Origin of the sequence: Bacillus altitudinis 41KF2b, assembly GCF_000691145.1 — a bacterium.
Taxonomy (GTDB): domain Bacteria; phylum Bacillota; class Bacilli; order Bacillales; family Bacillaceae; genus Bacillus; species Bacillus altitudinis.
Genome location: NZ_ASJC01000001.1, coordinates 740773 through 755750, shown reverse-complemented (window position 1 = coordinate 755750; position 14978 = coordinate 740773). Strand labels below are relative to the sequence as shown.

The 14978-nt window shown below is 37.4% G+C and carries 16 protein-coding genes and 1 pseudogene; 13 read left to right on the top strand and 4 right to left on the bottom strand.

Translation table 11 applies throughout. From position 1 onward, the window contains the following. Positions 1-23: 23 nt before the first annotated feature. The 5 genes from BA79_RS03865 (at position 24) to BA79_RS03845 (ending at position 5644) form a co-directional block, all read left to right on the top strand. A complete protein-coding gene (locus BA79_RS03865; protein WP_035700996.1) occupies positions 24-1916 on the top strand; it encodes a beta-glucoside-specific PTS transporter subunit IIABC in 1893 nt (630 codons plus the stop codon). 14 nt (positions 1917-1930) lie between these two features. After that, a complete protein-coding gene (locus tag BA79_RS03860; RefSeq protein ID WP_035700993.1) occupies positions 1931-3406 on the top strand; it encodes a glycoside hydrolase family 1 protein in 1476 nt (491 codons plus the stop codon). A gap of 236 nt (positions 3407-3642) precedes the next feature. Continuing rightward, positions 3643-4044, top strand: coding sequence for a MerR family transcriptional regulator (locus tag BA79_RS03855; protein ID WP_017367349.1), 402 nt, complete (start codon positions 3643-3645; stop codon positions 4042-4044). A 26-nt stretch (positions 4045-4070) separates the two neighbouring features. Next, positions 4071-4997 carry an alpha/beta hydrolase fold domain-containing protein gene (locus BA79_RS03850; RefSeq protein WP_035700990.1) on the top strand — a complete coding sequence of 309 codons (927 nt, stop codon included), beginning with the start codon at positions 4071-4073 and terminating at the stop codon, positions 4995-4997. A 224-nt stretch (positions 4998-5221) separates the two neighbouring features. Continuing rightward, entirely contained in the window at positions 5222-5644 is a 423-nt protein-coding gene (locus BA79_RS03845; RefSeq protein WP_035700988.1) for a cytidine deaminase, read from the top strand. A 43-nt stretch (positions 5645-5687) separates the two neighbouring features. Here the strand turns inward: BA79_RS03845 and BA79_RS03840 are convergent, their stop codons facing one another. Next, positions 5688-6455: a pentapeptide repeat-containing protein gene (locus BA79_RS03840; protein ID WP_035700985.1), complete on the bottom strand. Its 768-nt coding sequence runs from the start codon at positions 6453-6455 to the stop codon at positions 5688-5690. Between the two features lie 164 nt (positions 6456-6619). On the opposite strand from BA79_RS03840, the pseudogene BA79_RS19870 reads away from it, so the two are divergent. After that, a pseudogene (locus BA79_RS19870) lies at positions 6620-6965 on the top strand (alpha/beta hydrolase); the annotation flags it as partial. Positions 6966-7028: 63 nt separating this feature from the next. On the opposite strand, the gene BA79_RS03835 reads toward BA79_RS19870, so the two are convergent. After that, positions 7029-7619: a DUF421 domain-containing protein gene (locus tag BA79_RS03835; RefSeq protein ID WP_035701085.1), complete on the bottom strand. Its 591-nt coding sequence runs from the start codon at positions 7617-7619 to the stop codon at positions 7029-7031. 195 nt (positions 7620-7814) lie between these two features. On the opposite strand from BA79_RS03835, the gene BA79_RS03830 reads away from it, so the two are divergent. The 5 genes from BA79_RS03830 (at position 7815) to BA79_RS19435 (ending at position 12083) form a co-directional block, all read left to right on the top strand. Then, entirely contained in the window at positions 7815-8708 is an 894-nt protein-coding gene (locus BA79_RS03830) for a multicopper oxidase family protein (RefSeq protein WP_007499295.1), read from the top strand. An 829-nt stretch (positions 8709-9537) separates the two neighbouring features. Continuing rightward, complete coding sequence (locus tag BA79_RS03820; protein WP_035700980.1) at positions 9538-10188, top strand: helix-turn-helix transcriptional regulator; 651 nt, start codon at positions 9538-9540, stop codon at positions 10186-10188. An 11-nt stretch (positions 10189-10199) separates the two neighbouring features. Further along, positions 10200-10574 (top strand): RidA family protein, encoded by a 375-nt coding sequence (locus BA79_RS03815; protein ID WP_035700977.1) that lies wholly within the window; start codon positions 10200-10202, stop codon positions 10572-10574. Between the two features lie 72 nt (positions 10575-10646). Next, complete coding sequence (locus tag BA79_RS03810; protein ID WP_035700975.1) at positions 10647-11750, top strand: threonine synthase; 1104 nt, start codon at positions 10647-10649, stop codon at positions 11748-11750. A gap of 78 nt (positions 11751-11828) precedes the next feature. Then, positions 11829-12083 (top strand): hypothetical protein, encoded by a 255-nt coding sequence (locus BA79_RS19435; RefSeq protein WP_035701082.1) that lies wholly within the window; start codon positions 11829-11831, stop codon positions 12081-12083. A 62-nt stretch (positions 12084-12145) separates the two neighbouring features. Here the strand turns inward: BA79_RS19435 and BA79_RS03800 are convergent, their stop codons facing one another. Continuing rightward, complete coding sequence (locus BA79_RS03800) at positions 12146-12490, bottom strand: winged helix-turn-helix transcriptional regulator (RefSeq protein ID WP_035700972.1); 345 nt, start codon at positions 12488-12490, stop codon at positions 12146-12148. 123 nt (positions 12491-12613) lie between these two features. Here BA79_RS03800 and BA79_RS03795 point away from each other — a divergent pair, with 123 nt between their 5' ends. Further along, entirely contained in the window at positions 12614-13195 is a 582-nt protein-coding gene (locus BA79_RS03795) for an NAD(P)H-dependent oxidoreductase (RefSeq protein WP_035700969.1), read from the top strand. 218 nt (positions 13196-13413) lie between these two features. Here the strand turns inward: BA79_RS03795 and BA79_RS03790 are convergent, their stop codons facing one another. Then, positions 13414-14001 (bottom strand): TetR/AcrR family transcriptional regulator, encoded by a 588-nt coding sequence (locus tag BA79_RS03790; protein WP_035700966.1) that lies wholly within the window; start codon positions 13999-14001, stop codon positions 13414-13416. A 225-nt stretch (positions 14002-14226) separates the two neighbouring features. On the opposite strand from BA79_RS03790, the gene BA79_RS03785 reads away from it, so the two are divergent. Beyond that, positions 14227-14871 (top strand): NAD(P)-dependent oxidoreductase, encoded by a 645-nt coding sequence (locus BA79_RS03785; RefSeq protein ID WP_035700963.1) that lies wholly within the window; start codon positions 14227-14229, stop codon positions 14869-14871. Positions 14872-14978 lie beyond the last annotated feature (107 nt).

Below are 14978 nucleotides of genomic sequence, written 5' to 3'. Positions count from 1 at the left end.
TGTGAAAATGAAGGGGTGAAAGCATGGAAAACAAAGAATTGGCTGGAAAAATTGTGAAATTAATTGGTGGAACCGAAAATATATCTCAAAGTTGGCATTGTATCACACGGCTAAGGTTTAATCTCAACGATGAAAATCAGGTAAAAGTAGATGAGCTGAAAACATTAGATGGTGTTTTAGGTGCTCAATTCCAAAGTGGACAGTTCCAAGTCATTATTGGAGCAAAGGTAGCAGAGGTTTATGAGGAAATCGATCATCTAGCCGGTCATAGTAGCAATAATTCTGCTCCTGTTAAAAACACGTCAAAGATGAACCCAATTGAAGTCGTATTCGATGTGATCAGCGGGATTTTCACACCTATTTTGCCAGCGATTGTTGGTAGTGGATTGATCAAAGGGATCATGGCACTGTTCGTTAGCTTAGGCTGGCTGACGGAGACAAGTTCTACCTATCAAGTACTTCAAATTTTTTCAAATGCTGTCTTTTACTTTTTACCTTTCCTCATTGCTTATTCGGCAGCGAAGAAATTTAAAACGCGAGAATCTCTTGCGCTCGCATTAGCAGGGATTTTACTATATCCAACGATGATCGAAGGTGCAGCAAAAGGAGCAGATCCGTTAAATTTTTTAGGGTTAAGTATTCCACTAAATAATTACACATCTTCTGTATTACCAATTATTTTAGGTGTGCTATTACTAAGTTTTGTCGATAAGTGGATAACAAAAGCGATCCCAAAATCCTTAAGTATCGTATTTACACCGGTACTGAGCCTGATGATCACGGCTCCTCTTACACTGGCTTTTATCGCTCCTATTGGGAACGTTTCTGGGCAATATTTAGAAATCTTTTTCACTTCATTGTTCAATTTCGCTGGTCCGATTGCCGGTTTATTAATGGGGGGCCTTATGCCACTCATTGTGTTAACTGGAATGCATTACGCATTCTTCCCAAGCACGTTAGCCAGCTTTGAAAAAGTGGGTTACGATATCATGCTGCTTCCAATGAATTTCATTGCGAATATGGCACAAGCAGGCGCTGTGTTAGGTGTCATCATCCGCACCAAGCGGGTAGAAACAAGGTCTTTAGCGCTTTCAACATTGCTTCCTAGTTTCTTCGGGATCACAGAACCAGCCATTTATGGAGTCACACTTAGACTAAAAAAACCTTTTTATGCTTCATTAATTGGCGGCGCAGTCGGTGGATGTTTTTACGGTTTATTTTCAGTTAAAACGACAGCCTTTTCGATCCCAGGCATTACTTCACTGCCAACTTACATTATGAAAGGGACAAATAATTTTCAGCTGGCTCTGATTGGAATCGCCCTTAGCTTCATCGTGTCACTTCTCATCACCATTCTCCTTGGATTTCAGGAGTCTGTAACGGCTTTTAACGAGCAAGCTGCAGAAAAGCCAAATCACACTGAGAGTACAGAGAATCAACAAATGTCTAAGCAAACAAACCCTTATGAAGTTCAAGCACCTATGAGTGGAAAGGTCATTCCTTTATCTGAAGTGAATGATTCCGTGTTCTCAAGTGAAATGATGGGGAAGGGAGTCGCAATTTTGCCTGATAAGGGGGTGGTACAAGCACCGTTCTCAGGAAAAGTAGTGACTGTTACACCTACTAAACATGCCATCGGACTCGTTTCAGATGATGGGATTGAATTATTGATCCACGTGGGGATTGATACGGTCAGCCTAAACGGCCAATTCTTTGATGTACTGGTAAAAGAGGGCGATAAGATAAAGACGGGGGATCATTTATTATCGTTTGATATAGAAGGCATTCAATCAAACCATTTAGATGTAGTGACACCTATTATCGTCACAAATTCAACGCAATATCTTGATGTGATTCATACAGGTGACGCTCATGTCACCGCAGGTCAAAATAAGCTCTTAATGCTTATTCACTAATATAAAGAGAAGGGATGATTGAAATGAAAGAATTAAAAAAAGGATTTTCAGATGATTTTTTATGGGGTGGCGCAACTGCTGCCAATCAAATAGAGGGCGCATACTTAGAAGGTGGCAAGGGCCTGTCGACGTCAGACTTTGCTGCATATAAAGATCCTTATGAAAAAGGAAAAGTGAACAACTTTACTTTCGATGTGAGTTCAGCTGAATTAACAAGATACAAGGAACAACCCGATGAATTTGATTTTCCGAAAAGACGCGGAATCGATTTTTACCATCGATATGAAGAGGATATTGCACTATTTGCAGAGATGGGCTTTAAAGTGTTTCGCTTGTCTATTTCATGGGCAAGAATCTTTCCAACTGGTTTAGAAGACAAGCCGAACGAAGAAGGATTGGCTTTTTACGATAACGTATTTGATGAGTGTGCGAAATATGGAATTGAACCGCTAGTCACGATGTCTCATTACGAAATGCCGATTACTTTAACAGAGAAATATAATGGCTGGATGAGTAGAGAGCTTGTCCCGTTGTTTGAAAAATATGCCCGTGCCATTTTAGAAAGATATAAAAATAAAGTGAAGTATTGGATTACATTCAATGAAATGAATATGAACCTCAACAGCCTTTACACCGGTGCTGGAATTTTAGAGGACCTAGTAGACCATAAATTACAGGCTGCGTATCAAGCATCACATCACCAATTTATCGCCAGCGCTCTCACAGTGAAGGCTGCAAAAGAAATCATTCCAAATGTCCAAATTGGCTGTATGATAAACCAAATTGAAGCCTATGCAAAAACAACGAAACCAGAGGACCAGTTGCAAGCGGTAAAATCGAACCAATTGAATATGTTCTATCCGGATGTTCAAGCTAGAGGTGAATATCCAACATACATGGTGAAATATTTTGCTGACAACGACATCAAACTTGATATCGAAGAGCAGGATGAGCAAATTTTGAAAGAGGGCATCGTTGATTTTGTGGCGATCAGCTACTATATGTCCCACGTAGCAGAAGCCCGAGAAGATGCAGCCGAGCTAGCGGGTACATTTGATAGTCCAATTAAAAATGAGCATTTGGAGTTATCACAATGGGATTGGCCAATTGATCCAATGGGTCTGCGCATTTCATTAATTAAACTGTATGACAGATACCAAAAACCTTTATTTGTTTGTGAAAACGGACTTGGCGCAAGAGATACATTGACAACAGACAAAGAAATTCACGACGATTATCGAATTGATTATTTAAAACAACATATTGAACAGATGAAAGAAGCAGTCAAAGAAGGTGTCGACTTAATGGGGTATACACCATGGGGTTGTATTGACTTAATTAGCTGCGGAACATCTCAAATGAGTAAGCGCTATGGTTTGATCTATGTAGATCAAGACGACAGAGGGAATGGTTCATTAAATCGTTACAAAAAAGATTCCTTCTACTGGTACAAAAAAGTGATTGCAACAAATGGGGAAGATTTATCATAATCCAGATGGAATGATGATGACACCATTGCATCCGCCTTATTTGGCCGGGTGCGATGGTGTTTTTTTGTTTACCCAAAAAGTAACCTCAATTATGTCATAGCAAGCACTAGAGATCTCTTTGCTACAATCATTTGATAACAAAAGTTGGCCGAAAAATGTTTCACCTTGACCTTGAAGTATAGTTCAACCTTTATAATGTACATATAGTAAAACAAAATAATAAAAAAGGAGTAACGATGGAGTTGATGACTAGAGGAGAACTTGCCAAAAAAACAGGAGTAAGTCCTGCCGCAATTCGTTACTATGAAGAGCACAACATATTACCTGCTCCAAGACGACGTTCAAACGGTTACAGATTCTATACAGACGACTATGTTGTGAAAATTCAATTGATCAAAGATGCGAAAACGCTCGGTTATTCATTAAAGGAAATAGCTGAAATTATGGACATGCTAAGTCAAGACATAGACCTTGATACCCTAAGACAAATTGTCCATCTTAAACATGAAGAAATTGAAAAGAAAATTAAAAGCCTTCGTCTCATTCAAGACCTTTTATCTAACTTATTAAAAACCCCTGAAAAAAAAGTACAAGTCTACTTGGAATCATTTCGTGTTCCGAAGCAGGATGATCAATAAACCTATTGGGTGAAGGAGAGAAAAAAATGAGTGTAGAAATGTATCATGGTGAACGTTCTAAAGAAAGTATTCAATTTGAAACATTATTCGCTTCGCAAAGTAATAAAGAGAGTTTTTCTAGTATCGAACAGACAAAAAAATTTCTTGAGCAAAAAGGAATTGAAAATACGCAGCCTTATGCCATTGGGGATGATGTGAATTTAATCAGTGAGGTACAAGAGCAGACTTTCGAAGGCATGCAAGTTTTCACATTGAATGAACAAGCATCACAAAATCAAAAAGTCATTCTCTATCTACATGGTGGCGCGTGGACAAATCAGCCTTTGAATGTCCATTGGTGGTTCATGGATAAAATGGCGCAATCACTAGGTGCGAAAGTAGTCGCTCCTATTTACCCAAAAGTACCTCATTATAGCAACCAGGATACGTATCCGAAAATGCTTAACCTATATAAAGACCTTCTGAAAACTGCCGGAAGTGCCAATCAATTGACGATCATGGGAGATTCAGCTGGCGGAAACATCTCACTTGGTCTTGCGCACCTTTTAAAGAAGGAAGATCTGCCGCAGCCAAAGGATATCGTGTTACTATCTGCGTGTGTTGATATGAGTATGAGCAACCCTCTCATTTTTGAATATGCAAAAAAGGACCCGATTCTAGGTCATGAAGGAATGGAAGTCATCACAAAATTGTGGGCAGCTGATCAAAGTCTCACAGATCCATTGATCAGTCCCATATACGGCGACTTCAAAGGACTAGCGAAGATCACTCATTTCATTGGAACACATGATATGTTATATCCAGATGCCATCAAGCTTGATGAAAAATTAACAGCACAAGGAATGGACATCAAAACCTTTGTTTATCCTGAAATGCTGCATGTGTTTGTTGTCATGCCAATTCCAGAAGCGGCAGATGCTCTGAAGAAAATCATTCAAGCGATCAATCGATAGGGATTCAGTTCACACCTAGAAAGGGTACATGTTCTGATGTAAATAAGGGAAAAGGTTGCTTACTTGAAAGCAGCCTTTTTCAATTGAATATGAAATACATTCAGAATGGCCATTCACTACAGAACAAACGGTCTTTTGGCTGGTTAGTAAAGGGGAGTGAAGTTTAGTTCATCACCTCATGTTTGGTATAATACATACGAGCAGTGAGGTGAAAGGGGAACGAAATGAAAACGTTTGATCTATCACATGAAGATATCGAATTAATAGACGAAGCAAAAAAGAAGATGATCAGTCTTTATGAAGATGACAAGCATCATGTAGGGGCAGCGATCCGCATGAAAACAGGAGAAATCATATCAGCTGTCCATATAGAAGCCTATATCGGACGGGTAACTGTTTGTGCAGAAGCCATTGCGATTGGCAGCGCTTTATCGAATGGATACAAAGATTTTGATACAATTGTTGCAGTGAGACACCCTTATTCAGATGAAGAAGATAGAAGAATTAGGGTAGTCAGCCCTTGTGGCATCTGCCGAGAGCTCATTTCAGACTTTGGACCAACATGTTTTGTCATCCTTGATATGGATGGGGAGCTGGTCAAGGTGAAAATCGAAGAACTCATTCCGCTCAAATATACTCGAAACTGATGTACCACATAAAGATAAAATAGGAAAAGAGATGTAGCAAACGTTACATGTGATCCTTGCTACATCCAAGATGACTGAAAAAGCGTTCAACAAAAGCGGCCCCATGTATGTTCTCCATATATTTCGTGTTAAAAATATACTGTTCCATTTGTTCAAGCTTCCGCAGACTCCGCACTAGTATTTTCCGATCATGATCAGACAGAGTAGGATCATCATCTATCTTCTCTAAGGCCTTTTTCACACGTGCAGATACATGTTCAACATATAAATGGTTTTTGGATGCTGGCGGAATACATGCCGCTAGGTCACAGCCTATAAAACGAACACCATCAAGGGTGCAGTTTTCAAAATTGGCGATCAGCTTTTGTTTGCCATTTCCCTCAAACGTTATATCTATTAGCTTACCAGCAAAGGTACAATTGACGATGTTCGCTGCCTGTAAAACACGGTCATTGAATCTACAATTAGAGAAAGTACAATCGATAAACGTAGCATTCTCCAATGTCATTCCTCTCATATCGCAGGAAGAAAATTCGCAATTGGTGAAGACAGCTTCGTTTTTGCCAATGCCCACAGAGCGCAAGTCTGAATGACTAAAAGTACAATGATCAATCGTACTATCGGCAAAAAATCTCGCATTCGTCAGATCACACGTATCAAATACAAGATGATCCAAGTGACAGCTCCAAAATATAGGAGAACGGACATTTGAGTTGATAATTGTTGTTCTGCTGATTGTTTCGTTTTCATACCTGGCAACATCAGAAAATGTTTCGTTGTCTACTGATATACCAGACTCAAGTCTTCTCATCGCTATCACCCTATCATTTCTTCAGAATTTTTCACCATCATGATGTCCATTCAGCCAGTTCATTTTCTATCAGCTCTTGTCTTTGACTCAAAATTATATCACAATACGATACTCAGTCAGCAAAGAACCGATATTCATTTTCATGATGAAAGGGGCATAAAAGAATGAAAAAGTTTGACACATTTCCAGAACCAATCGGAGCTACATAGGAATCCAGATGGATTTTGAGTAAACGGCATCAGATCAATCCAAAAGAGAACTGACCGCATTTATGTACTATCCATCTGATAGCAGTGAAGGAAAGACTCCAACCACATACATGTTTCCTGAAGTGTACGAAATGCTTCATGACTAGCCGCTTGTCACTAAATATTTGATATCTAAACGCATTTTTACGACGACGTGGCTCTTTCTCGTAAGGAAGAGGGCTATCCAGTACTATTTTATGTTTGCGGCGGGGGCGGGGATTCGCCTGAATGGGGGACAGCCATCTGTACAGACATGGCAAGCCAAGAGTTAGGTTTTCATGCTGTTGTTAACACCAATGATCGCATTCATATATTAATGTAGAGCCTATTGTAAATGTTTAAGGTCAGCATCTGAATTTTCGTTTAAAATTTCAGTGAAAAGATGATCTTTTGATGGATTTTTGATATTGACCAGTTGTCCCTTTTGAATAAGGTTCATCAGGTTTTGAATATCTTCCTTTGTGGCAGGCTGTTTTTCTGATTTTAAAGTATATCCTAATTGCCCGTTAGATTCTAATGTAGCATATTGAACATCACTAATATTTGAAATTCCTGCTTGTCGTAATCGTTCTTCTAATTTATCAACGGGTAATCTAAGTTTTTTTAAATGTCTCTCAATTAGTTCACCATTTTCAATCACTAATACAGCCTTACCAGATAGAACTGTTTCTGCATTGTCATATTTTAATTGGATAAGTTCAGTAATAATTAGACAAAGCACTAATAATCCAGCTATACCAAAAGTACTCCAAAGGCTCTGACTAGCGACGGGTTGGATTAATAAGGTACCGATAGCAACCATCATAACTGTTTGGGGAATCGTCATTTGAGAAATTGTTCTTCTTCCACCAATTCTTAAGATAATTGTTCCGACAATAAATATTAAAAGTGTTTTCCAAATTAATGTTACATCCATCATGATGATCCCTTCTGCATTTTTTTCTTATAGTATGTCTGGTTCCAAAATTTATACACTTTTTAATTTATCAGAGAAATACATACTGCTTCCTAAAACAGCGTCACAACCTTTAAATTGGTCATGAAATAAAACAGCCTTTAATATAATGTATTATTCTTCATTGTATAAACAATCTATTAATGAGGTGTTTAAATGGTAACAACACCAGATATTCCTGCGCTTGAATATAGCTTTAGAAATGGTATTAAATTTTTCGAATTAGTAGCTGAACCTGTAAGTCAAGAAATACTTCCTGGTGTTTTTATTAAAGGGTGGGGATACAACGGGAGTATACCCGGACCAACTATTCAAGTATATCCAGATGACTACATCAGTATAAGAGTCATTAACCACCTACCAGAATCTACAAGTATTCATTGGCATGGCTTAGATGTTCCAAATGTGATGGACGGTGTCCCAGATGTGGAGGCATCTCCTAGAATAGAACCAGGTCATTATTATGATTATCATTTTAGGATAACAAATCCTCCTGGCACACATATGTATCATTCGCACGTTAATGTAGCAAAGCAAGACATGCTAGGATTACTAGGAGGTTTTGTCATACTAGACCCGAAGGAAAGACATATTAATAAAGATTATCTAATGTTAATGCAGGAATGGAGCCTTGATGGTTTAGAAAAAGGGGAAAAAGTAGAGCCAGGTCAATATGATTTAAAGCCTTTTGCCATGGACTTCAACATGTTTACTATTAATGGAAAATGCTTCCCTTCTACATCACCTATGCCAATTAAATATGGTGATATTGTACGCTTGAGATTAGGAGCGATACAAATCAACCATCATCCAATGCATATTCATGGGCATCAATTTTTAGTTGAAAAAGCAGACGGTAATCCAATTCCTGATCATAATAGATTGTTAAAAAACACAATATTAGTGGCTGCTGGTGAAACTTGGGATGTCTTATTTAAAGCCTATAATCCAGGTGTATGGCCTTTTCATTGCCATATTTCACATCATATTTCTAATAACCTTACCGATGGAGCTGGTGGTATGTTCACCACTTTAGTTTACACATCATGAAGTATTAATTGGACCTAAAGTATGAGGATTACAAACTCCATTATAAATATAAATAATATTCCAATACCCTCGGTGACAAGAGTTCCTATGATCATAAGCTTTGAATGGATGCATAATAATTTATATTTACGTTTAACCCATATATCCGGTAAATCCAAAACCAGGGATACGATTGTCTTTCTAACATCAGTTTTTGTCGCCACTATCTTGATTTCAATAGATGAGTGTATTTGATAAGCCATGCTGGATCAATGGCTTATTTTTGTTTCATTTTAAAACGTTCAAACGCCTTAACAAACCTCAAAAAGATGGATTGAATCAGGTAACGATTTTATCGAGCTTTATGAAGCTGATAGGTGATCATTACGATGTCACTTAGTCAAGCGCTTGAATCGTTTTCGAAGAACTAGGCATGAGACAGCAAATACTGCGAAAGCGCCCAATGATCCAGCAGCAAACACCAGCTCAGTTTGGTCTAGTTTGGATTTGAATAACAAAGGGACTGAAAGAATGAGCGCGGCACCACTAAAGCTCAATCCTAATATCAACATGGCCAATAATTTATTCATAGAAACACCTCTTAACTTAGAGTGAGAACAATGGAGATCTACTGATCCAAGTATCATTGTTATGATTTGACAACCTTTAACCATCCTAAATGGAGTGTATCATATGCTGGTGAGCGATTGGTTTCTTTTATTAAAACACAATCGTGAAACAAACGTTTTGTGATCTTGTGAGCATTATAGTATATAAATAAATCTATATATTGTTTTTATATATAAAAAATTATATAATCTAGTGGAATAAAAAAATGAGGTGCTTAGGCATGGAACATATTAAAAAGTTATTAGAGAGTTATATTCCTTTAGCAAAATCTACTGCAAAAATGTTTGGACCAAATTGTGAAGTGGTGATTCATGATTTAACGAATCCTCAAGCATCTGTCATGTTTACAGTAAATAACCATGTGACAGGAAGAGAAATCGGCCAATCATTTGATCATCTAGTCAAGACTGTATTACAATCAGAAGATTTTAAAGAAGATTATCTGGCTGGTTATACATTTGTAACAGAAGATAAGCGTACGATTCGTTCTTCGACTTCATTAATACGTGATTCAAAGCAAAAAGTAATCGGTGCTTTCTGTATCAATTTTGATGTTGAAGCACTGAATCAAATGCAGCAATTTATGGATACTTTTCTTACTACACACGTGGAAGCTCAAGAGAAAGAAACAACATCAAATGATGATCTTGAAAATGTGGAAGAAATAGTAGATCAATTGATTCAACAAATCATTCAAAACAGTGTTCATCCAGTTATGAAACGTCATGAAAAAATTGAACTAATCAAATTCATGGATGAAAAGGGCATTTTTTTAATGAAAGGATCTGTTGAGAAGGTCGCATCTATGTTAGGCATTTCCAAAGTAACCGTCTATAGCTATTTGGATGAAATCAAAAATAAATCGAGGTAAGGAGTGTCAAAATGGAAAGCGTACTCGAGGTAGGAAATCTAAAATCAAACGGACACTATGCATTCGCAACCATTCATCAAAACACGGTCTATGTGTCGGGACAATTTGCCATCAATCCTGAAACGACAGAAAAAGAGTTCGGCCCCATTGAAAAAGAGACATTACAAGCGCTTAAGAATGTAGAGATGATTGTAGAGGCTGCTGGAAGTAAAAAAGAAAAGATTTTGCGCATGACATTATACATTTCAGATATTGAATTATGGGACAAAGTAGATGCGGTTTATACCGAATTTTTCGGTGAACATAAACCAGCACGTACGATTGTACCAACGAATGAATTACATTTTGGTTTCAAAATTGAAATGGATGCCATTGCATATGTTTAGAATATTTTTTTGACCACCCTATATAAAAAATTATATTTTGTATAAAAAAATATTCAAAGGGGCAGATGAAGAATGAATCAATTAAGTTGTAACGATTGCGGGAAAAAATATGAGATGACACCAACTCTATGGAAATGTGATTGTGGTGGAGTATTCAATCTAGTGAAAGATACCCCGAAAATAGACGTCATAGCTTGGGATCACTATCCAAATTCATTATGGCGTTATGTTGAAACCATGCCATTTCCAAAAGGTTCTAAGACGTGGGAAACTGTGACAATGGGCGAGGGCCAATCTCTTTTAATCGTTCTAGATCCTAATGAACCAAACACTTATGTAAAAGTTGATTATATGATGCCTACACTATCATTTAAAGACCGTGGAGCAGCTGTGTTAATGACAAAAGCTAAGGAATTAGGGGTAACAAAAGTCATTGCTGATAGCAGCGGGAATGCAGGAACGGCAATTGCTGCGTATGCGGCGCGTTGTGGTATTGCCTGTGACATCTATCTAAGTGATCAAACATCACCTAAAAAAGTCGCTCAAATAAAAGCCCACGGAGCAACGATTAAAGAAATTCATGGTACACGAGAGGACATTGCAGCTGCGGCCCAAAAGGCAGTAGACGAAGAAAACGTTTTTTATGCAAGCCATGTCTATAACCCTTATTTTTTCGAAGGTACAAAAACATACGCCTATGAAATCTATGAGCAACTAAAAGGAGCACCGGATGCTTTAATTATTCCGGTTGGAAACGGCACTCTGCTGCTCGGTGCGTATTATGGCTTTAGAGAGTTATTCGAAAATGGTCTCATTCATAAAATACCGAAAATTATTGCCGTACAAGCAAAGAACTGCGCACCACTTGTGAAAGCTTTTCAACATGCGGAGGAATCAGCAACGCCTGTGACAAATAAAGGGACTGTAGCAGAAGGGATCGCTATTGCTGCCCCGGCTCGCTCCAAACAAATTTTAGAAGCTGTATACAAGACGAATGGTACGTTTATTGATATTGAAGAAGAAGAAATTATACATGCACGCTCTAAACTGAGTCAGAAAGGATTTTATGTCGAAGTGACATCTGCCATCAATTTTGCTGGCTACATGAAATATCAAAAGGAATCAGAAGAAACCATTATCATCCCTCTTTGTGGGGCAGGGATTAAATCAACATAACCTTAGGACTCTGGTAGAATAGTGCGTTGCGTGCTTCGTTGTCCTATTATAGGTTCAATCACGAGTAATATTTGCGAAATGAATTTAGATGAAATGGAGAGATTTGACGCGGACATACCCTTTGAAAACTTTACAGATGACATCATTCCTTTGCTGAATCTTTCGGATTCTGATAGTTACTTAATGCCAGATGTTTGTAAGACCGTTGCAGTTAGATTGCGTCAACTGATCCACAATTGGCCTGATGATGATTTAGATAAGAAGAACGCTCTCTATCTGGCAGAAGGAATGGAGTTAGCGCATCAACAAAATGAGCCAATGGGATTGATATAAGATGAGAAGAAAGCTACTTTAGAAAGCATGTTTAAACCGTAGTAGCTTTCTTTCCACTCTACCTAATTATTTTTCATTTGTTCCTCTCCCCAATAACATATCTCATCTAATACAGGCATCAGTGATAAACCCTTTTCAGATAAACTATATTCTACTTTTGGAGGCACTTGGGGATATTCTTTACGATGAATTAAGTGATCCGCTTCAAGCTCTTTTAGTGTATTGGTTAATGTTTTAAAAGAAATCGTTCCGAGCTTACGTTTCAGCTGATTATAGCGAACAGGACCATCGTTTGAATATAAAGCATACAGAACTGGCATTTTATATTTCCCACCAATTAATGACAAAGTATACCCAAAACCAGTATCTTTTAGCTCAGCTCTCGTCTGGAAGGACTCCTCATTCATTTTATACTCTCCTTTGGGTTAGTATCGCACTTTGATTACCGTACTTGTAGTATGTTATAGCACATAATAAAATGAATGTACATCAAAAAATGATACAAAACTCAGAAAAAGGGTGAATGAATAATGAAAACGATTGTCTATGCACATCCTTGGGATGGAAGTTATAATCATGCCATTTTGACTTCCATAACAGAAAAATTAGAAACAAAGAGAGAACCGTTTCAAGTGATCGATTTATATAAAGATGGATTTAATCCTGTTTTTACAGCTGAAGAATTAAAGCATTTTCATAAAGGAAAAACGCCTTATCTATTAGTGAAGGATTATCAAGAAAAATTAAAACAGTCAACAGAATTGGTATTTATATTCCCAGTCTGGTGGTGGGATCTACCTGCTATTTTAAAAGGATTTATTGATAAAGTGATGTTAAGCGGTTTCGCATTCATTGAAGATCAAAATACTGGTACTTTAAAAGGTTTATTAACAAATATAAAAAAAACAACCGTGATCTCAACATCAACTACAGATAAAGAGTATATAGAATCTGAAGCTGGAAATGCCATTCAAAGCGTTTTTATTAACAGAACGCTAGCAGATTTGGGATTGAAAAATGAATCCACGAAATGGATTCATTTTTCTAGAGTGAATTTAACAACAGATGAAAAGAGAAAGCAATTCTTAAAAGAAATATCCCAGAATATTTGATTTACAGTACAACAAATAAGGGCCATCTTCTACGACCGATTTAATTTATTGAGAAGGTCGTAGAAGTTTTGTCATTTAAGCAACAACAAATCGAGCCTGCCTAATTGACCTCTTGCACTCCTCCAAATACACCATTATTTAAATCCATACCATTTCTGTGTTTTTTTAATATTTTTTATAGCACTGCCGGCTCAAGCAGATTGTTAACATCATTTTCATTAAAGATAATACTGACTCATGCCATTTTTAAAGATAGGCAGGGTCTTAGTCACTAGCTCCTCTGATGAAATAAGTCTTCCATCCTTATTCCATGTGTATGCAGCTCCGTATATCCCCCAACTTAGCATAGTAGATAGGGTTGTTACCATTTGTTTATCCTCTAATTCGATGATGTTTTTTGTTCCTTTTAGCATAAGATCAGCTATTAGTTTCTGTAACTCCTCTTTAATTTTACTTTCGATAATAGTTCCTAAAGAATGATAACCTTTGGGACATAGGTCGCTTATCTCTTTATGATGATCACACATGGCTAGAAAAATATTTGCAATGACTTTTTCATTGAATCCATCGTGATCATTGAGTCTTTTTTTCAATTTGTCTGTAAATGTATTGGTGATTGTAGAATGTAACAAATCAAATTTATCGTCAAAGTGCGCATAAAATGTAGCCCGGTTAATAGTAGCCTTTTCTGTGATATCACGTACCGTTATATGGTTGAAATCTTTTTCACTAGCTAACGAAAGAAAAGAGTCTACAATCAATTGTCTTGTACGAAGTATTCTCGGATCTTTTTTTGGCATAATCATTTTTTCTTCTCCTTTTAGGGTTCATCATCTTGTCTAAAAACGACAATACATTAGAAGTGTTGCGTAAACTACATATTGGCTATTTTGGTTATTGTTTATTATTCTTTTTCATCTTATCATCAATTATACAACGCGCGTTGCTTAAATAACACATGTTATTAAGAAAGGTTTTTGATCAAGGAAATCATTATGATCATTCTGAATAACAAAAGGAGATAGACGACCATGAATATCACTATTTTTGGGGCAACTGGTGCAATCGGTCAACTTTTAACACAGTTTGCACTAGAAAACGGAGATATCGTTACGGTATATGTTAGAAACCCTGAGAAAATCAAGCAAAAGCATTCGAATTTACGCATTGTAACGGGTGAACTAACGAACACTTCAGCTATTGAAACGGCAGTTTCAGAAGCTGATGTCGTGATAAGCACCTTAGGTCCCGGCATTGATTTGTCTCGAAAACAAAAAGGTACACCGATCGCCGACGGACATAACCGAATTGTCAAAGCGATGAAGAAGTTCACCAAAAAAAGGTTGATTACACTCGCGACGCCAGCCTTGCAATCTAAAGACGATAAGAAAAGCTTATCGACGATATTGCCAAGAATATTGCCTAAACTTCTCATGCCAAATGGTTATGCCGAAATGAAGAAGATAGGAGAACTGATTAAAGAATCGAACCTGGATTGGACAGTCGTTCGAATCATTAATCCTAATATCAAATACAACGGGCAATCTTACGGTTATTCATTCGGCGATCAGCCAGCTAAAATGTCCGTATCTAGGGAAAATGTCGCTAAACTCATGTATGACGCTGCTAGGCAACACCAATTAATCGGAAAAATGCCCATTGTCTATAATCATTAAATCAGCTTTTTGTATGAGGTTGTTGATTCAGCAGAAATTATAGGAATCATTTAGGGTCATACCAAAATATTGCGTGTGCATTCTTTTTATAAGTATTCAAAATCAAA